The following is a 21,158-nucleotide window of genomic DNA, read 5'->3' on the forward strand; positions in this document are numbered from 1 at the left end:
TATAAAACTTGAAGAATAATCTTGCTTAGTTTATTCATCGATGAATCAATTGTTATTCAAAAATCGAAATGTCACAAATAACCCACTGCCCAATATCATATGAAGAACTTTTGAATTTCTACAAAGAAAGTGGTGCCGATACTGCTCTGACAGATACACCTGTTAACCACTTCCATAAATCACATTCTGCAGAAAATGAAGTTAAACAAATAAGCGACATCTCCCATAATAAACAAACGTTATCTTCTCTTGAACAAAAGAGCACTTCATCCTACGAATCTGACAAAATGCGATTCAAGGACTCAATAGAAGAGATGGTAAAAAATATCAAAACACTTGATGAATTGAAATCTGCTCTCCTTTCTTTTGATGGCTGCTCACTAAAATTGACAGCAAAAAACACTTGTTTTTCAGATGGAACAGCAGGAAGCCCTCTAATGCTCATAGGTGAAGCTCCAGGACGAGAAGAAGATATACAAGGCATCCCCTTTGTGGGAAGAGCAGGTATGCTACTCAATAAAATACTTGCTTCTATCGGCTTAACCAGAGAAAATGTTTACATAGCCAATACTATTCCATGGCGACCACCTGGGAATCGCACACCCACACCAAGAGAAATAGCTCTGTGTCGCCCTTTCATTGAACGTCAAATTCAGCTTGCTAACCCTCGCGTCCTCGTGGCACTAGGAGGAACCGCTGTACAATTTTTTACAGGAACCCAAAGTGGCATTATCCGTATGAGAGGAAAATGGTTAACCTATGAAACTGCTGACAACATTAAAATACCTGTTATGCCAACTTTTCACCCTGCCTACCTCCTACGAACCCCAAGCCAAAAAAAACTTACATGGACAGACTTTTTGGAAGTAAAAAGTTTTTTAAGCAATCTTACGTAATTTCCTTATTTCACTTTTTTGAAACCATTTCGACTATTTCCTTGCTCAAAATATCACTAGGAACCAATCTATGAAACAACCAACAACCATTCATCGCTTAGAAGATTACCAACCAACACCCTATACGATACCCAAAATACAGCTTCATTTTTGTTTGGAACAAACCAAGACTTACGTTACAGCAACATTATTTATCGAACCACGTGACGAGATAGCGAAACCAATACCTCTTATTCTTTCTGGAGATGAACTCGAATTAATTTCTATTACTCTCAATAACAAAAAGTTAGCTAAAACTTCTTACGAAAGCACCCCCTCATCTTTAAAGATTTCAACCCCACCTATAACTCCGTTCACCTTGCAATTGATCACAGAACTCAACCCAACCCATAACCATCAGCTTATGGGCCTTTATCTTTCAAATGGAATTTACTGCACACAATGTGAAGCTGAAGGATTCCGTCGGATTACATATTTTTACGATCGTCCGGATATATTATCTACTTATACAGTAAAAATGGAAGCAGATTTTCGAGAAGTTCCCATCTTACTTTCTAATGGAAATCTTGTTGAAACAGGAATGCTCGGTACAGATCGGCATTTTGCTATCTGGGAAGATCCCTATCCAAAACCCTCTTATCTTTTTGCACTGGTTGGTGGAAATCTTGATAAATTAGAGGATAATTTCGTTACTCAATCTGGACGGTATGTCAAGCTCGGTATCTATGTAGAAAAAGGAAAAACCAAACGAGCTGCTTACGCAATGGATGCACTCAAACGCTCTATGCACTGGGACGAGGTGCATTTCGGACGCGAATACGATCTTGATATTTTTAACATCGTAGCTGTCCCAGACTTTAATATGGGAGCAATGGAAAATAAAGGCCTTAATATTTTTAATGATAAATACATCCTTGCAGATCCAAAAACAGCAACAGACTCTGATTACAGAAATATTGAACGCATTATCGCTCATGAATATTTTCACAATTGGACAGGAAATCGTATCACCTGTCGTGATTGGTTTCAGCTTTGTTTAAAAGAAGGATTAACTGTTTATCGCGACCAAGAGTTTTCTGCTGATCAAAACGTACGCAGCTTACAACGAATTAAGAATATAAAAACGTTAAAACTTTCTCAATTTCCTGAGGATGCTGGCCCATTAGCTCATCCCGTGCGCCCTCGCCAATATAGTCAAATAAATAATTTTTATACAACAACTATTTACGAAAAAGGAGCAGAAATAGTCCGTATGGTACATACCATTTTAGGACCAGTTCTCTTCCGAAAAGGGATGGACCTTTACTTTCAACGCCATGATAAACAAGCCTGTACTATCGAAGATTTTATCTCCTGTTTTGCTGAAGTATCTCATCAAAATTTTTCACAATTCATGCTATGGTATGAACAAGCTGGAACACCAAAAATAGAAATCGATAGCCATTATAACGATGGTATTTTGGTAATTCATGCCAAACAATCAATTCCAAAAACACCTCAACAAAATAAAAAACGTCCTATGCTCATTCCTATTGCTTTTAATTTATTAGGATATAACGGAAAACCTCTCACCTATGAAGCAGGTGCAAATGTCCAGTCAAATGTAATGATGCTGTCCCAAGAAAGCCAAACATTTATATTCAAAGGACTGCGTCAAAAACCTATTCTATCATTACTTCAAAATTTTTCTGCTCCTGTTCACTTACATACTCCATTCAATGAGAGTGATCTTATTTTTCTTGCTAAAAACGATAATGATCAAGTGAATCGCTGGCAATCACTCAATTATCTTATAACCCATGCCCTCATTAAAGAAATTACAAGTGAGACATTTGAAAAAATAGCTGTACCTTCCAATTTGCTTCAATTGATAGAAACCATTGTCACAGATGAAACTCTTGAACCCGAATTTCGCGCGTTTTGTTTAAATTTACCTAGTGAAGTTGAATTAGCTCATGCCCTTATCGATAACATAGATCCAGATCGTATTCACTCTGTGCGCAGTCAATTTTTAAACTCTATTGCTCATACTCATTATGAGATTCTTGCAAAAATTTATGCACAGACACAGACAACAGAACCCTACTCACCAAACGCTGAACAAACTGGAAAGAGAGCATTACGCAATATTGCACTAAATTATCTATCTGTCGCTGAAAATTTACCAGATCGTGCTGAAAAACAGTATAAAACAGCTAATAATATGACCGATCGCATCGCTAGCCTTCATGTTTTAACACAATATTTTAGCAACAGTAAGAAAACACAAGATGCCTTAAATGACTTTGAAACTCGGCATCAAAATGACCCTTTAGTAATAGATAAATGGTTTTCCATCCAAGCAACAGTTGCTGATCCCTCAACACTTGACCATGTTCAAAAACTTATGAAGCATCCACTCTTTTCACAAGAAAATCCTAACAGGGTACGTTCCTTAATTGGAGTTTTTGCTGCTGAAAACCAAGTAGGGTTTAATAGAAAAGACGGTGCAGCATACCACTTCTTATGCCGCATAATTCTAGATATTGACAAAAATAATCCACAACTTGCTTCACGCTTATTAACAACCATGCGCTCTTGGCGACAATGGGAACCTGTCCGGAAACAAAAACTCGAAATTGCGTTACAAACAATCGCAATGGAGCCAAAATTATCAAGTGATGTTGCAGATATTATTAGTCGTATGCTGAATTAACAAATATTCGTCCGATAATAATTCAATATATAAAAACTTAGTCAAATCTATCGATTAGTCCTCTTAAAATTTTTATGGCTTCCTATTATCAACGCCTACTGGAAAAGAGTAAATTTTTTCCAGGAAATTTAAAAAAAGACTAGACAGAGGACTCTTGTTTTGATTCACTACTTATACTGAATTGTACGAACATTGAAACGGCTTTAAACCGCATCATTCTAATAAGGGAACCAAAGATGGAAAAACTGGACGTGCACGACGCGCCCACAGAAATACATTCCAATTCAAGTGCGAAGGCGCAAAGTCACAAAATACAAACAGCGCGTATCGACCAACTTTCTGATTTAACTTATCAAAGACTCTTATTCATTGAGCCCTGGTTACGACGTTTTACTTCACTCATCATCATCGTATTCCTTGTCATACTTGCGATAATCCGTTTTACATCAATATATGACTGGCGCCAAAAGATTGATAAAGATGCTGCTGCTACGATAGATCTTGTGAACTCCCATATCGTTAATATAGTTGATCGTGATTTATTATCTGCTTCTCAACAGAGGAAAATTTTTACCCCTTCTCATACCTATTTGCAAAATATCTTAGCAAATTTGATAAAGAATGAATCAATTAACAGCGACACTATTATTGCTATTGCTGACAAAAGTGGAAAAATTCTAGCCTCATCAAATTCAGAAATTGCGTTAGAAAAACCTTTACGAGATTTCATTCTTCAAAATACAACTTTACCAAATTCCGATACTGACCGTAACACTCTGCATATCACAATAGAAGAAAAGCCTTCTTTAGCTTCATTTCGCAAAACAACAAATGGTGAGTATAATGTATTTGTTGGTAAAAAAACACACCACATTTACGCAGAGTGGCAAAAAGTACTTTCACTAAACATAACACTTTTCGTGGGAACTGCTAGCATTATGCTAGCTCTCCTTTATACCTACTACAATCAAATTACACGCACACGTAATATGGATTTAGTTTCCGAAAAAATTCAAAACCGTATTGACACAGCAATGATACGCGGACGTTGTGGATTATGGGACTGGAATATGGCAAGCGGACGAGTTTATTGGTCGCGCGCAATGTATGAGATGCTAGGTTATGTGCCTCAAAATGCCCTTTTATCAATTTCTCAGATTACTGCCATCATCAACCCAACAGATACTAATTTCTTTGACCTCGCTCAAGAATTAATGAATGGTGAAAAAAAACACATTGATATTAATGTTCCCATGCGTCACGCTGATGGCTATTATGTGTGGATGCGTATTCGTGCTGAAGTCACTGATGGAGAAGAACCTCACTTAGTTGGAATTTCCTTTGATATTAGTGAACAACGTCAATTTGCCGAACAAACAGCACAAGCCGATCTCCGTATCCGTGATGCCATTGAAAATATTTCAGAGTCTTTTGTTTTATGGGACTCTGAAGGACGTCTTGTTATGTCGAATAGCAAATTTTGCGAATATGCAGCTATACCCAAAAAAATGCTACAATCAGGAATTCAACGCGCAACTGTCACAGCTATGGCACGACCCGCTATTAGTGAATACTTTCTTAAAGAAGATGATGGAACTGGTAATTTAACCAGTATTAGACAAACAGCAGATGGTTGCTGGCTTAAAATCAACGAACGGCGCACCCAAGATGGAGGACTTGTATGTATCGGAACAGATATTTCAGAGCTTAAACAACAACAAGAAAAATTTGAAGACAGTGAAAGACGGCTTTTTTCTTTCATTCAAGAACTCAAGCGCGCACGGGGAAATGCCCAACAACGTGCAACGGAGGTCGAAAAACTTAATAAAAGTCTGCAAGCTGAAAAAGAGAGGGCTGAAAATGCTAACAAAGCTAAATCAGAGTTTTTGGCAAATATATCTCATGAACTGCGGACACCTCTCAATGCTATTCTTGGTTTTTCAGATATCATGTTACAATCTACTTTTGGCCCTCTTGGTTCACAACGCTACCAAGAATATATGCGTGATATTCACAATTCAGGAACTCACCTTTTAACACTCATTAATGATATCCTTGACATGTCGAAAATTGAAGCAGGTAGATTTACCATCGATTGTCAAAATATTGATATCGAGTCAGTCATCAGTGAAGCAATTCGTACACTAACACCGCAAGCACAAGAGAAAAAGATTTCTATTACAACCAATATTATACCAAAACTTCATGCAGAAGTTGATTGCCGTGCCATGAGACAAGTTTTTCTTAATCTTATCTCCAATGCTGTTAAATTCACACCATCTGGAGGAATTATCAACATCTGTGCGTTTCAAAATGAAAATATACTCGTTGTTAACATAAAAGACACAGGAGTTGGCATTCCTAAATCAGCAATAAAAAAGCTTGGAAAACCTTTTGAGCAAGTTGAAAACCAATTCACAAAAACTCACACTGGCTCGGGTCTAGGGTTAGCTATCTCCCGTTCCTTAATAGAATTACACCATGGAAAACTTGAAATAACTTCTGAAGAGGGAAAAGGTACTGTCGTGACCATTACAGTACCTATTCAGAAAATGCCAAAATAGCTCTTAAACCAGGATTTGCATTCTTTAAAAACAGTTCTCCTCCGTGCAATTTCATAACAGCTTTTGCTAAACTCAAACCAATACCAAAACCATGCCGCGTGCGACTTTCTTCAAGCCGTACAAATCTCTCTGTCACTTTTTCAAGCTTATCTGCTGCAATCCCTGGCCCATTATCACTTACTGTAACCAATAAACGTCCATCACAAATTTCCATAGATAAAGAAATTTCTGTCTTTTGTTCTCCTTCGGAAGCGTATTTTATCGCATTATCAATGAGATTAAAAACAGATTGTGCAACAAGCTCACGATTCAGTTTAAGCTCTTTATCAAAAACATGCCCTAAATGAAGCATAATTCCTTTTTCTTCAGCAAAAGGTTCATAAAGTTCTACAGCATCTTCAAGAATTTTCCGCATATTAACGATCTCAAAATGCTCTGTTGAGCTTGTTGCTTCAAGACGTGAAATCATCAAAAGTGCATTAAAAGTACGAATAAGCTGGTCTGATTCAGAGATAACTCCTTCCAAAGCCTGTCTATATTCAAATTCTGTTTTTTTCCCTAAAAGAGCTTCCTCAGCATGATTTCTAAGACGCGTTAACGGCGTTTTAAGATCATGAGCAATATTATCAGATACTTGACGCAAGCCAATATTTAGTTCTTCAATGCGGTCTAACATAACATTAAGATTGGCAGATAATCTATCAAACTCATCACCCGCAGCAGATATAGGTAAACGCTCATTGAAATTTCCATCCATCAAACGTTGCGATGCAGCAGTCACACGATCAATTTTCTGCAAAGCTCGTCTACCAACAAAAAACCATATCAGTAAAGCTCCTACAACCATCGCAATAAGAGAGATTATCATGGCCTTACGGATAACAACTACAAAACGCTCCGGTTCACCTAAATCTCGTCCAATAAGCAATTTCATAGCATTAGGAAGATCAATAATAATTGCTAGAGCACGGTGCTCACTTGTTTGCCCCTGATCTCCAAAACGTGAATATGAAAAAGAATGAGGACGCAAACCACGATGCTTAAGAAAACCGTGTTCTATACGCGCCACATTCCCTGCCAAAATGCGCCCCACTGGGTCTGTAACAAGATACAGAAACGCTCCTGGTCGCCGTGAGCGATAATCAATGGTACGTATTAATAATGAAAGCCCCCCATAATTATATACATTTTCAATATTCTTCAATTCTTCACGTAAAGCCTTCTCCGTTTGATCTGTTAATAGTGAAACAGAAAACGCCATCATATAAATAGAAAGCCCTGCTGCAACCAAACCACATAACAAAATATAAAGCGCAGAAAGTCTTAATGCAGTTGTACGCATTATATTAATTAAATAACTCATTTTTTATTTGGAGCTTTCAGCATATATCCGGCTCCACGAACCGTATGTAAAAGTGGAACATCAAAACCTTTTTCAATTTTTGCTCTTAAACGAGATATATGAACATCAATGACATTTGTTTGTGGATCGAAATGATAATCCCACACATTTTCCAAGAGCATTGTACGTGTCACGACTTGGCCAGCATAACGCATTAAATATTCAAGTAGGCGAAATTCACGTGGTTGTAATACGATATTCATATCACCACGCTTTACAGTATGTGCTAATCGATCAAGTTCAAGATTATCAACAGAATAGACTGTTTCTGCTTCTTTAGGATTTTTTCGTCGTTGCAATACCTCAATACGCGCCAGTAACTCAGAAAAAGCGTAGGGCTTTGTTAGATAGTCATCACCACCTGCACGCAACCCTATTACACGATCATCAACCTGTCCTAAAGCAGAAAGAATAAGAACCGGCGTCTCATTCCCCTTTGCGCGCAACTCAGTAACGATAGAAAGACCATCCCGATTTGGTAACATTCGATCAATAACCATAACATCGTAATGTCCTGTTTCAGCTAGAGCATACCCTGTATCCCCATCGCAAGCGATATCAACTGCATGCCCTGCTTCTAAAAATGCTTTTTCAAGATAGCGTCCCGTCTCACGATCATCTTCAATGACAAGTATCTTCATACAGAATGGACCTCCATCATTTTTATCAATGATTATGGGACAGAAAAAATTCTGTCCCTATAATAAACACAACATCACTTTTTTATAATTGGAAGAGCTACAAAGCGACTTTGATCATTTGTGCGCACTTGCAATAATATGGCAGTCCTTCCAAGTTTTTGTGCATCTTTAATGGCATCAGTAATATCAGATGCTTTATTGGCAGGTTTATTGTTAACTGTAACAATAATATCGCCAGGGCGAATCCCCTTATCTGAAGCTTCCGAGTCTGAATCGACATCAGTTACAACTAATCCTGAATCACCGTCAGAAGGAGTAACAACCAAACCATAATCCTCAAGGGTTTTAGCGTCACCTTTACTATCTGGGGACTTTAAACCTTTTCCATCAGCATTATTTTCTGGCATCGAAGCAATTTGAACTTTAATTTTCTCCTCTTTACCAGATCTCCAAATACCTAAAATTGCTTTTTTCCCTGGTGCAATATTTGCAATACGCCTTGCGAGATCACGTGCATCAGCAACTTGTTCACCATCCACTGAAATGATTACATCACCTGCTTTAACACCTGCCTTTCTTGCAGGCCCCTCTAGCGGATCAGTAACCAAAGCACCTTTTGCTTCTTTCAAACCAATTGAATCAGAAATACCTTGTGTAACTGGTTGAATTTGAACACCAAGCCAACCACGTTGAACTGATCCTTTTTTAATAAGTTGTTCGACTACTTGCTTTGCTGTCGTTGATGGAATAGCAAACGCAATCCCAACATTCCCACCAGAGGGAGAAAAAATTGCTGTATTAATACCAACAACCTGCCCATTAAGATTAAAGGTTGGTCCACCAGAATTACCCCTATTAACAGCCGCATCAATTTGAATAAAATCATCATAAACACCAGTGCCAATATCACGCCCACGTGCTGAAACAATACCAGCCGTCACGGTTCCTCCAAGACCAAACGGATTCCCCACAGCAACAACCCAATCACCAACTCGAATTTTTGTATCATCCGCAAAATCAACATATGCAAACGCTTGTTTACTATCCACTTTTAAAACTGCAAGATCAGTTCGAGTATCCACCCCAATGAGCTTTGCATCTAGTTCTGTACCATCATCAAGAACGACAGAATAGCTTGTTCCACCAGAAATAACGTGATTATTGGTTACAATGTACCCATCTTCTGAAATAAAAAACCCTGATCCAAACGCAATAGAACGCGGCTTGCGCGGACGATCCGAACGTCCATCATCTGGCCGAGTGTGGCCATAAAATTCCTGAAAAAATCTCCTCAAAGGATGCCCATCCGGTAATTGATCAAAACCTTGACCACCAAAAAATCCTTCAAAAAATCGATCTTCTCTTCGCTCTCTTTTATCACTCTTTACCTGTACAGCAACGACAGCAGGCTTTACTTGAGAAACAACATCTGCAAATCCCTGCTGTTGTGCTGATGTAACAGATACAGGCTTCGCATATGCAGCTGTCTCCCATAAATTCAACTTACCAAAAAAAACCGTGCTCGCTAAAACTGCTGAGAAACCCACAACACTCAGTGTTTCACGGAAAGTTAGCTTAACCATTCTGTACGCTCCTATTTATTTTCATTGGCATTTATGTTTCTATCAAAAATCGTTGTAAAGCAGCATACCTTACCGTTTTCTGTCTAAATTGTTAAAGTTTTGTAAGATTATGCAAAACCGCGTATCTCAAAAGAGAAAAATTACCTATATAATTTTATCGCATTACCGTTTACAATGTAACATTTCCAACAGTTGTAACACAATCGCTAACTATTTTATGAACGAACACTTTTATTGGTTTCTCTTTCATATCTACAATTTTTTACTCGGAAAGATATATAACTGATACCAATGATAATCATCATTAAAGGTGACAACCATAAAAACCATGTAATACTATTAAATGGTGGTTTTAATAAAATTAACTCACCATATCGCTCAACAAGAAAATCAATAATTTGCTGATCACTATCCCCTTCCTTTAAACGTTCACGTACTAAAAGACGTAAATCACGTGCTAATGGAGAATCTGAATCATCAATTGATTGACTTTGGCAAACAGGGCACCGTAAATACGATGAAAGATCACGTGCCCTCGCTTCAAGCATTGAATCTTCTAAGATTTCATCTGGCTCTACCGTTTCTCCTGGATGCACAGAAAAGATGATGGCACAGCTCATAAAAAATAAAAAAAAGAACTTTTTCATTCCAATCTCTCTTCTTCTATGTAGTTAGAATTGAGAGCTTTTCTTTGACGTACATGCACACGAAAATAGTAACCTAAAAAAGCAAAAATACCTCCCATAGCCATCATCAATGCACCAAACCAAATACAAATTACATAAGGTTTCCACCACACATGCACCGAGAGACCCCGATCATCTATGCGACCTGGAACAATATACATTTGGGAGAAACCATAACTTCTAATCCCAACTTCTGTTGTTAATGTATCGTGACCTGCATAAAACCGCTTTGATGCTGTTATGTCACCAATTAAATTTTCATTTTCATATATTTTAAAATAAAATTTTGTCGCAGAATAATTTGAACCGTCAACATTATAAATGTTATCAAAACATATAGTTTTACCAGCTAATGTAACCGTATCTCCTACGTGCATAACTAAAATACGCTCTTCCCCAAAAACAGACGCACAAATAATGCCAAACAATGTAACACCCAACCCCATATGTGCTGACGTAGCACCAAAAACAGACCATGGCAATCTGAAGAACCTCTTAATCCGCACCCCAAAAGAGATACCTCTATGACCACTTTTTACCCAAAGATCAGTCAAACCACCCAAAAAAACAAAACCCGAGAGCCCAATACCTAAAGCTGCTCCAATATCACGGAATGATGTTGCATAAAATGCCACAAAACATACAATACACGACAGCATAATTGTAAATAACAGCCTCTCAAATACCGCAAGTAAATCACCACGTTTCCACGCCATCATTGGTCCAAAAGGAACGAATAACAATAGCGGAATCATCAAAGACCCAAAAGTAAGGTTAAAAAAAGCAGCACCAACAAAAATCTTTTTTCCAGTTAATGATTCAACAAAATAAGGATAAAGTGTCCCGATTAATACTGTCACTGTTGCCGTTGTAAGAAATAAATTATTGAGAATAATAAAAACCCTCACGCGATATGGGCTCAAAAAATCCACTCGCTCTTGAAATAGGCGCTCGGATAGCAAAAAGTAAAAAAGCACCACCTGTAAAAAAAATAAAATAAAAAGAAGTGCCTGTCCACGAGCTGAATCAACAGCAAAACTATGAACGGATGCTACGATGCCTGAACGAACAAGAAAAGTTCCCATAAGAGAAAGGGAGAAAGTAACAATAGCTAAAAATAAGGTCCATCCCTTTAATATATTCCGCTTTTCAAAAACAATCACAGAATGTAGAAGGGCTGTTCCAGAAAGCCAAGGCATCAACGAAATATTTTCAACAGGATCCCAAACCCAATATCCCCCCCAACCTAACTCATAATACGCCCAGTATGATCCAACTGTAATACCAAGTGTCAAAAAAAACCATGCAAAAAGGACCCACGGCCGCACCCAGCATGCCCAATCTTTACCAAAACTTTTCGTAATTAATGCAGCAATTGAAAAAGAAAAACACACAGAAAAACCTACATATCCTAAATATAAAAGGGGAGGATGAATTGCCAAAGCAATATCCTGTAAAACAGGATTAAGACCATCCCCTTGCAGTGCTGGTGGATCAACACGTAAAAATGGATTAGACATAAAAAGGATGAATAAGAGGAAAGCACTCACCATAAAACTCTGACAAATTAAAACTAAAGCTTTAAACTGAGTTGGTAATTCTTGCCCGAAGAAGGCAACGAGTGCACTAAAAAACGTTAAAACTAAGACCCATAAAAACATTGATCCTTCATGATTTCCCCACACACCAACGATTTTGTAAAAGAGTGGTTTTTCTGAATGAGAGTTTTTCACAACATTTAAAACAGAAAAATCAGATACTACATAAGAACGAACAAAAATCAAAAATGATATAATCAATGCCATAAAGACGACGTATGTAAGAGGTACGGCTGCATGCATCAGCGAATACTTCTTCCAAACGACACCCAAAGTAGATAAAAATAGCAACAGTAAACTTGTAGCGAACGCTGCGATTAAGAGAATATGGCCAAACTCAACGAGCACGATGCTTACCTCTTGATACCATAACTTTTCTTGAAGCTATCAACTTTTTTCTCTTAGGTCGATAAGTCTCATCATGTTTCACTAAAACACGCTTTCCTACAAAAACCCCTCGTTCATCAAAATGACCTTCTATAATTACTCCCTGCCCTTCACGAAATAAATCAGGCAATAAACTATTAAAAATTACTTCAATGCGTCCTGAACTATCTGTTACAAAAAAAGTAATACCAGTTTCTCCACTATATTTGACAGTTCCCTTTTCAACAACACCTCCTAACCGTAAAGTGCGACCGATTAAGATATTTTCTTTAGTAATTTCAGATGGCGTATAAAAAAAATTAGCTGTATTACGCACTGCATACATTATAAGGCATGCTGAGATTACTAGCACAATAAAACACAACAATGTCATCAGAAATCGATTTCTTTTTCGTTTCTTTAAAACAAATTGCAGTGAAGAAAAATTCTTTAACGATTGATCACTCATGGCTCACTTATAAAATAGTAACTCATTAACAGGTCGCTGCTGCACACATTACTTCTTACACATATATTCCAACTATTGAATAGCTTTGCACATCATTCAAAATAGTACAACTTCTTATGAAATCTTTTCAGTATCAATCCAGAAAATCTGTTTTTCTAATAGTTCAAATGTTGCTTCAACAAGCTAATCAGATTTTTTTTGTAATTGGGTAATCATTTCTTCAATACGTGATCGTCCTGAAAGATCCTGAGGCATTTCATCGAGAAAATTCTGTAAGAACTGCACCGCTTGTGCATATTTACCCTCTTGACGAAGTGCGTCTGCCAATAACAAACGAGGATAAAAATCTTTCGGCGCTAAATCCGCAGCTTTTTGGAAAATACTCTGTGCTTCTTGCGTAATCACACCACCTTCATAACCAACTAATGCCAAACCATAGCCTACTAATCTCGGGCTTGACTCTCCATTTAAACGCAGTGCCTCCCAATAAACATTAATTGCATTCTGAAAAATACCAGCTTCAAGGTAGGCTACAGCCAACTCATCTGCAATTTGACCATCATTAGGGTTACGAAAAAAAAGTGTTTGCAGACGGACAAGTTTCTCATGCTCATTTAAAAGCCCAGGCTCTTTATCCATTAACTCATTAAAAAAATAGCTTTTAACCTTCGGAGAACCTATCAAATAATAAAAACCACAAGTTACAAAAAAATAAAAACAATACATGATTTAAGGACACAAACATCCTTACGAGATTTGCAGATTTTTCGCAAAAAGCAGCATAATCTGAAACGTTTTTCCTCATCTTTCTTGTTCATGTGCTCACCTTCACAGTAACATTATGCAGCATAAATTACGCTAATCAATACTGATAACCCAAACTCTCTCATCTCCTTTGTAGATTTAACTAAAATGCTAAAAAGAAATTCACACTATCTCCAACATTCCTGATATTAATTTATCGATGAATCTCAATGCTGATCTAAAAGCTATCCAAAACATACGAGCTAATAATCATTAGCTCAATAAACCCACTTCACGCATCTTCATCAAAACCTTATCATCAATTTTACCTGTTATTGGTAGATGAAACATTCTTTGAAATTCTTCCAAAGCATCAACAGTTTTTTGATCTTCTACACCAGTAATCACAACTTCATGGCTGCCAAAAACACGCAACGCCTCCTGCACTTGTGCAACAGAAAATCTTGAAGTACCATCCTCAAACTGAACTACATCACTTGTCATTACAGCATCATTTTCCATCTGCATTTCGCTACACTCGATTAATGCAGAAATCTCGTCCTTTGGATAATTTGATAAAATATCATCTCGTGTTGATACAACCCCATCAGAAACCTTTTGTTTCCATAAAGCGACAGCATGGCGTGTTTTTGGACCATCCAACCCATCTAAAGGACCATCATATAATCCCAATTTTGCTAGTTTTTCCTGAACTTCTAATAAATTTTCAGGTAAAGACTCCAAAAAATTTTTAGCAAAATCTCGATGAAAATGGCTCGAAACTGGAACTAAGAGAGTTGGAACTTCAGCTTGATCAGTAAATTCCCTTTTTCTATGCAGATCAGAATTATATACTATAGCCCCGGTTGAAATTAATTGTAGCTGAGTGAAAGAAGATTTTTCTGTTTTAGTTTGTAAAAACAAAGCATTAACCAAGACAAATCCAAAACTTATGGCAAATAAAAAAAGGCCTGTAACGAGAAAAGCATTCGCACGAATACAACGATAAAACCACCTTATCAGCCAAAGGGACAAACGCCCACTAAGCAAAAAAAATGCTCCGATAAAACTACGGTTCCTTACAGTTTTTTTCTCACGTCTCTCGCGTTTTTTTACCATTGTTTTCTATTTTTACTGACTGTTATCTTCTACATAGAATCGGATAACGCGCATTCTATTTCAAACAAGTAAAAAAGAAGTTTATGGTACTGCATACAACTCCTCAAAAAATGAAACGAGTATAATCATCGAATGATATCTAAATTAACAGCAGATTAAAATGCAACAGCCCCCTTAATCTTATGTTCTTAATACCTTCTAATATATATTAAGAATGTATCGCTTTGTGTATAAAATTAGATAAAGCGAGCAACCATGCACCGTCTTTAATCACCGCGTACAACTGGTCTTTGTATAAATCGGTAGGATCTGCATACAATCCTGCAACCACACCCACAATTAAATTTAGATATATCACGTATATAGTAACAACACTCTCTTACTATTCACAAACAAGAAAAAACTGCAGAACCAAAATCATAAAAAACATTGTTATTCGTACATAATTCTATACCACTCCAGTTAACTTAAAAATATCATTTCATGGCTAAGTACATATGAAATCTATCTAAAACATTTTATATTTCCATTTTTTATCAAACAGAAACAACGATAAATAAAATCTTAAACCTTCGCGATGAGTACTATTACTATTTAAGATACTGTCACTCTTCATTTCAACTTTCACTGCATACTAATATGTATCTCTCTCAACGAGAAGAACATGATGATTTTCTGATATCAATATTGTTATCTATCTCATATGCAGGGATATTTTTTAGTAAAAATAAATAAAAAACTTTGTAAAATACTGATGTTAAAGGTCTTTTAGTAAAAATTAATATAAGCCGCCCCTTTTCATTTATTTGTCATTGCAATATATCTAACCGCCATGATACGTTTCTTTATCAAAATAATCTTTTTCTTGTTTTTTATCTTTGTAGTTGTTTCGCTTTTTGCAGAAAGATCAGATAATAATCGTTTATCCTCAAAAGAAAAAGATATAACAACAGGTGATGTACTCATGACCTTTAAAGAAACTGTGCAAGATTTAGGGAGATTTTGTAGACGTAATGTGCAGACCTGTGAAGTAGGAAAATCTTTTCTAAACTCAATTGGAGAACGTGCTCGCAATGGTGCAAAAGTAACCTATGAATACTTTGATCATATGTTTGGTGATAACAAAAATCTAACCCAAGAAAAAAATACTGATTTAGGGAAATCTTTATCTCTCCCTAAAAATATAACGAAAATGTGATAAATTCCCTATGAAAAAACTCGCAGCATAGCTGTTGTCTTACTTCTTGAGAATGCAGACAGCTCGTCTGCCAACCTTATAAACCGCGTGCTCATAAAACAAGGATTGAGATTATGGCAGATACGATTGAGGACATCATAGGAAATTTTTCCCTCCTTGAGAACTGGGAAGATCGTTACAGTTATGTCATTGATCTTGGCTATGAATTACCTCCATTTCCTGAAAAAGCTCGCATTGATGCCAACAAAGTATCTGGCTGCGTTAGCCAAGTTTGGCTTTTATCCTCACGCGATGACTCAGAAAATCCAGTTGTGACATTTCAAGGGGACTCTGACTCCCATATCGTGCGTGGCCTCATTTATATTCTTCTCTCCTTTTATTCAGGAAAAAGAGCCTCTGAAATTCGCACAGCCGACGTTGAAGGACTCCTTGAACGACTCAACCTAAATGAGAACTTAACCCCCCAACGCTCGAATGGCCTAAAATCAATGATTAAACGTATCCGTGCCGAAAGTTATTAAGGATTCAGAAAAACTGCAGCCTTCTTCTCTAAAACGAACGCACTCATAAAGCACATTTTGTAATGAATAGTTACCTGGTCTTCTTTTTTTGCCGCTTATGCCCAAGCCCCATCTCTTTAGCTAAAGTTGAGCGCACCTTTGTATAATTAGGAGCAACCATGGGATAAGAGCTATCCAATTGCCACTTTTCACGATACTCCTGGGGTGACATTTTATAATGTGTCATCAAATGACGTTTCAGAGATTTGAATTTTTTGCCATCTTCAAGACAGACAAGATAATCAGGAAAAACTGAACGTTTCGGATTAACAGCAGGCTTTTGCCTTTCAATTTCGCCTCCCAATGGCGTCGCATTCCCTACTTTAAGAAAAGCTGCATGAACATCAGCAATCAAGCTCGGCACTTCAGCTGGCTGAATCAAATTATTACTCACATAAGCAGCAACAACATCTGCAACCAACGTAACAACTAAACTGCCTTCAACCTCCGGGGCTTGGTAATGCTCCATCCTTATTTCCTTCAACTCTAAAATTGGGACACTACTCGCATTTGCGCTCGTAACACGAAAACCTCACACGCATAAGCTTCATATTGTACAAAAATATTTTTTGTCAATTCAATTATTCTATAAAGTATGTTTAACTCTAAAAAAAATAAATAAACTTCTTATTTTTGATATAAGAACACTAAAAAGAACAAATTATTTCCTTTTTTGGGATCATTTTATTTTTCAAATACCTCATGAGAGGTGATTTCACATCCCAAATAAAATAGTAAAAACACTAAATGAAACATGTAACAGCTTTTAGCAGCTTTATATTCTTGTGTTTGAAATGTACCTTTATTTTATAAAGAATCGCTTCCTGATATCTTTAGGCCCCTTCAATAATATTCTGAATTAAAATAAAAAATACACCAATTCATGATAATAAAAATATTTACAACCTATAGAGCTTTATTTTCACAGATACAATTAAACTTATTCTACATTAATACATAAAAAATTACTGACATATTCGATAGGATCATTATGACTGACTCATCCGTATTTCCTCCCAAAGCACGTAAGATCGCTCATGAAGACGTACAACACGGCGTTCGTCGCAATGATTTTTATCATTGGCTACGTGCTTCTAATTTTTCAGATGTTTTTAAAAACCCTCTTTGTCTTGATAAAAATATTCAACATCATCTTGAAAGTGAAAACAAGTACCAAGAATCTCAAATGGCTGATACCAAATCACTGCAAGATCTCCTTCTAAAAGAAATGAAAAATCGTATTCAAGAAAACAATAGTTCTGTTCCTGTTAAATGTAGTTCTTTCGCTTATGGATTTTTTTACGTCACCGGAGGACAGCAACCACACTATTTTCGCACCCCAAGGGATGGAGGTAAAAAAACTATCTATCTTGACGGTGATAGCTTAGCTAAAGACAAGAATTACTTTAATCTTGTTTCAGTTAAAATATCTCCTAATCATACTCATGCTGCATGGGCTTATGATGACAATGGATCCGAATTTTATACAATTAAAATCCGAAATTTTGAAACCCTATCTGACTACGAAGATACAGTTACTGACACATCTGGACAACTCGTATGGGATTCTAAATCTGAAGGATTTTTTTATACTAAAATAGATAAAAATCATCGTCCCTCAGAACTTTATTACCATTTATTGCATACTGATCAATCTCAAGATAAGCTTATTTTCTGTGAAAATGATCCGGGATTTTTTTTGCAGATATGTGGTTCCAAACTTCACGATGTAATTTATATTAACGCTCATAATCACGAAACTTCAGAAATATGGCTTATTCCTGCCGCTACACCTCTTTCTCCTCCCCAGTGTGTACAAAAGCGGCAACACGGCGTTGAATACTCACTAACAGAAGGCGGTGATGTTTTTTACATCCTTACCAATCAAGACAATGCAAAAGACTTCAAAATCATGGTAGCACCATGCACATCACCACAGTCAGAAAACTGGTCTGAACTCGTACCTCATAAACCTGGACGTCTAATTTTATCACATGATGCTTACCAAAATTTTCTTGTTTGGCTTGAACAAATTGAGGGATTACCTCACATACAATTCATGAACCGTTCCAGCAAAGAAATTCATTCTGTTTCTTTTACAGAAGAAGCCTATTCCTTAAATTTGCATGGCGCTGCTGAATATGATAGTTCGAGCATTCGTTTTTCTTACTCCTCTATGACAACACCTAAGCAACTTTTCGAGTATGAAGTAGAAAGCCAAAAGAGAAAGCTCTTAAAAACTCAAAAAATTCCTTCCGGACATAATAGAAAAAATTATATAACACGGCGCATCACAGCAACTGCAGAAGATGGTGAAACAATTCCTATCTCACTTCTTTACCACAAAAAAACAAAGCTAAACAGCCAAGCCCCCTGTTTGCTGTACGGCTACGGTGCTTATGGACTTTCCATATCTGCAAATTTTAATAGCAACATACTCTCACTCATCAATAGAGGATTCATCTACGCAATTGCCCATGTTCGTGGTGGAAAAGAAAAAGGTATGGAATGGTACGAAAAGGGAAAACTTTCCTTCAAACAAAATACGTTCACAGATTTTATTACCTGTGGACGCTACCTCGTCAATAACAAGTTTACAGCTCATGATCGACTAATTGCCCAAGGTGGATCAGCAGGAGGAATGCTGATGGGAGCCATAGCTAATATGGCTCCACAGGATTTTGCAGGAATTGTAGCTAATGTTCCTTTTGTTGATGTTTTAACAACTATGCTTGATCCTTCACTTCCTTTAACACCTCCAGAATGGCCAGAATGGGGAAACCCTCTCAAATCAAAAGAAGATTACGATCTCATTGCTTCTTACTCACCTTATGACAATATTAAGGCACAAAACTATCCCCCAATTCTTGTCACAGCAGGACTAACGGATCCTCGTGTAACTTATTGGGAACCTGCAAAATGGGTAGCCAAACTGCGTGATTTGAAGACAGACAATAACCCTATCTTACTGCGTATAAACATGGACGCGGGCCACACAGGCGCAACAGGGCGCTTTTCAAAACTGGAAGAAGTTGCTTACATATACGCATTCATTCTGAAAATAGCAGAAAAAACGGCTTCTAAAGGTAATCCCTCCATTTTCCTTACACTTCCTCCAACCTGATCAACCACAAGACCTACAGCTGAGCATATGTACTATACACCCTCCTAGAATTTGCAATTTTCATATAGCTCCAAAACATAATCCCAGTTGATCAGATGATCTACAAAAGCTTCCAAATATTTTGGACGCGCATTGCGATAGTCAATGTAATAAGAATGCTCCCACACATCAACACCTAAAATCGGCTGAGCTCCGTGGATAAGAGGGTTTTCACCATTAGGTGTTTTCATAATCTTCAGCTCACCATCCTGAACAGCAAGCCATGCCCAACCAGAACCGAATTGAGATGTACCCGCAACAATAAAATCTGCACGAAACTTATCATAACTACCAAAACTACTTTCCAAAGACTTCATTAATTTCTCAGGAATTTTGCTACCACCACCATCTTTCTTCATCCATTTCCAAAAGTGAGTATGGTTATAATACTGCGATATATTATTAAACAAACCAACATGAGTATTGAAGCTTTCTACTACAAGATCTTCAAGACATTTCTCTTCTAGCTTTAAATCTTTTATAAAATTATTGGCATTGATAAGATACGTTAGGTAGTGCTTATCATGATGATACTCAAGCGTTTCACGCGACATATAAGGTGCAAGAGCATCATAATTATAAGGTAATTCAATTAATTCAAAAGCCATTTCAAAAACTCCTCTATTCTAATTATTTAAGATTACTCACTAATCTAACCCGGCGCCTATAGCCTCTAAAAGAACATCACAAAAACACTGCCTCCAATAACCAAATTTTCATGATTATGGTTCACAAACAAACTAAAAAAGTAAGAAAAATTACCCTAAACTACTCACACAGAACATCTGTTTAAAACTGAAATTCTTTAAATAACCACAAATGCCAGTCTAAAAAAATATAAAAAAGACAACAAAACATCACTCAACGAACCTGTGCATCAAAAACGATTTATTATGGTGAACTTTTTTAGAACCCTGGCTGGGGTACCTGGATTCGAACCAGGGAATGCCGGTACCAAAAACCGGTGCCTTACCACTTGGCTATACCCCAAAAACACGATTATATCTATGACTGCGCCTTATACCGATTCTTGTAATCCTACACAACACTTGAAAGTAAAAGCCCTTATTTTTCTCTAGTATAAATAGCCTATCTACAATAACAACAGAGTTTTAAATACCCCTCAGAACATTGGCGCTTTCTCCCCAATAAAATGAAAAAAACAAACTTACCGCAACACAGCACCTACCGCTACAGTAAATCCCCGCTATTCTATCATGAAACCTCACTACCTAATAGTGCAAAATACACACACTATAATATCTAAAAACAATATTGCCAGATTCTAAATACATAAACCACCATCAAACTTAACACATAGCGATGACTGCTTCATATTTGAACCCTACTTACCTCCACAAAAAACCTACTATACTCAATTCAATTAAGTCTGGCATTATATCATTACAAAAACTATCTATCCTCATAAAATAGATGATTTATTATTTTTCTGCTTTCTTCTTCCAACTGTAAA

General features: G+C 36.9%; 15 protein-coding genes, 1 tRNA gene and 1 pseudogene. 6 read left to right on the plus strand and 11 right to left on the minus strand.

The features are described from left to right. Positions 1–68 precede the first annotated feature (68 nt). The 3 genes from PU02_RS05815 (at position 69) to PU02_RS05825 (ending at position 6,155) form a co-directional block, all read left to right on the plus strand. A complete protein-coding gene (locus PU02_RS05815) occupies positions 69–896 on the plus strand; it encodes a uracil-DNA glycosylase (RefSeq protein ID WP_053944480.1) in 828 nt (275 codons plus the stop codon). 70 nt (positions 897–966) lie between these two features. Continuing rightward, positions 967–3,591, plus strand: a complete 2,625-nt coding sequence (pepN, locus tag PU02_RS05820; RefSeq protein WP_053944481.1) for an aminopeptidase N — start codon at positions 967–969, stop codon at positions 3,589–3,591. A gap of 236 nt (positions 3,592–3,827) precedes the next feature. After that, entirely contained in the window at positions 3,828–6,155 is a 2,328-nt protein-coding gene (locus PU02_RS05825; RefSeq protein WP_053944482.1) for a PAS domain-containing sensor histidine kinase, read from the plus strand. Here the strand turns inward: PU02_RS05825 and PU02_RS05830 are convergent. The 8 genes and pseudogenes from PU02_RS05830 to PU02_RS05865 form a co-directional block, all read right to left on the minus strand. Beyond that, complete coding sequence (locus PU02_RS05830; protein WP_053944483.1) at positions 6,133–7,518, minus strand: sensor histidine kinase; 1,386 nt, start codon at positions 7,516–7,518, stop codon at positions 6,133–6,135. The two genes, PU02_RS05825 and PU02_RS05830, sit on opposite strands and share 23 nt — an antisense overlap. Then, positions 7,515–8,198, minus strand: coding sequence for a response regulator transcription factor (locus PU02_RS05835; protein ID WP_053944484.1), 684 nt, complete (start codon positions 8,196–8,198; stop codon positions 7,515–7,517). The genes PU02_RS05830 and PU02_RS05835 overlap by 4 nt, the downstream gene beginning before the upstream one ends. Positions 8,199–8,272: 74 nt before the next feature. Beyond that, a complete protein-coding gene (locus PU02_RS05840) occupies positions 8,273–9,781 on the minus strand; it encodes a Do family serine endopeptidase (RefSeq protein ID WP_053944485.1) in 1,509 nt (502 codons plus the stop codon). Between the two features lie 215 nt (positions 9,782–9,996). Beyond that, on the minus strand, positions 9,997–10,428 hold the full coding sequence (locus tag PU02_RS05845; RefSeq protein WP_053944486.1) for a cytochrome c-type biogenesis protein: 432 nt from the start codon (positions 10,426–10,428) through the stop codon (positions 9,997–9,999). Next, positions 10,425–12,413: pseudogene (locus PU02_RS05850) on the minus strand (heme lyase CcmF/NrfE family subunit). Before PU02_RS05850 ends, PU02_RS05845 begins: the two are co-directional and overlap by 4 nt. Continuing rightward, the gene (gene ccmE, locus PU02_RS05855; RefSeq protein ID WP_082311418.1) at positions 12,403–12,900 is read right to left on the minus strand and encodes a cytochrome c maturation protein CcmE; all 498 of its coding nucleotides are present in this window, start codon (positions 12,898–12,900) and stop codon (positions 12,403–12,405) included. Before ccmE ends, PU02_RS05850 begins: the two are co-directional and overlap by 11 nt. Before the next feature lie 183 nt (positions 12,901–13,083). Beyond that, positions 13,084–13,626, minus strand: a complete 543-nt coding sequence (locus PU02_RS05860) for a tetratricopeptide repeat protein (protein WP_053944487.1) — start codon at positions 13,624–13,626, stop codon at positions 13,084–13,086. 291 nt (positions 13,627–13,917) lie between these two features. Continuing rightward, the gene (locus tag PU02_RS05865) at positions 13,918–14,763 is read right to left on the minus strand and encodes a peptidoglycan-binding domain-containing protein (protein ID WP_053944488.1); all 846 of its coding nucleotides are present in this window, start codon (positions 14,761–14,763) and stop codon (positions 13,918–13,920) included. A gap of 865 nt (positions 14,764–15,628) precedes the next feature. Here PU02_RS05865 and PU02_RS05870 point away from each other — a divergent pair. Both PU02_RS05870 and PU02_RS05875 read left to right on the plus strand, forming a co-directional pair. After that, positions 15,629–15,961, plus strand: coding sequence for a DUF5330 domain-containing protein (locus PU02_RS05870; RefSeq protein WP_236824003.1), 333 nt, complete (start codon positions 15,629–15,631; stop codon positions 15,959–15,961). Between the two features lie 113 nt (positions 15,962–16,074). Beyond that, positions 16,075–16,482 (plus strand): SufE family protein, encoded by a 408-nt coding sequence (locus PU02_RS05875; RefSeq protein WP_053944490.1) that lies wholly within the window; start codon positions 16,075–16,077, stop codon positions 16,480–16,482. Between the two features lie 70 nt (positions 16,483–16,552). Here PU02_RS05875 and PU02_RS05880 read toward each other — a convergent pair whose 3' ends face one another. Further along, positions 16,553–16,990 carry a Ros/MucR family transcriptional regulator gene (locus PU02_RS05880; RefSeq protein WP_053944491.1) on the minus strand — a complete coding sequence of 146 codons (438 nt, stop codon included), beginning with the start codon at positions 16,988–16,990 and terminating at the stop codon, positions 16,553–16,555. 522 nt (positions 16,991–17,512) lie between these two features. On the opposite strand from PU02_RS05880, the gene PU02_RS05885 reads away from it, so the two are divergent. Continuing rightward, the gene (locus PU02_RS05885) at positions 17,513–19,645 is read left to right on the plus strand and encodes a S9 family peptidase (protein WP_053944492.1); all 2,133 of its coding nucleotides are present in this window, start codon (positions 17,513–17,515) and stop codon (positions 19,643–19,645) included. Between the two features lie 44 nt (positions 19,646–19,689). Here the strand turns inward: PU02_RS05885 and PU02_RS05890 are convergent, their stop codons facing one another. Both PU02_RS05890 and PU02_RS05895 read right to left on the minus strand, forming a co-directional pair. Beyond that, entirely contained in the window at positions 19,690–20,292 is a 603-nt protein-coding gene (locus PU02_RS05890; protein WP_053944493.1) for a superoxide dismutase, read from the minus strand. Positions 20,293–20,599: 307 nt separating this feature from the next. Further along, positions 20,600–20,674, minus strand: a tRNA-Gln gene (locus PU02_RS05895). Positions 20,675–21,158: the final 484 nt, after the last annotated feature.

It is taken from the genome of Bartonella ancashensis, from assembly GCF_001281405.1.
In the GTDB taxonomy this organism is placed as follows: Bacteria; Pseudomonadota; Alphaproteobacteria; order Rhizobiales; family Rhizobiaceae; genus Bartonella; species Bartonella ancashensis.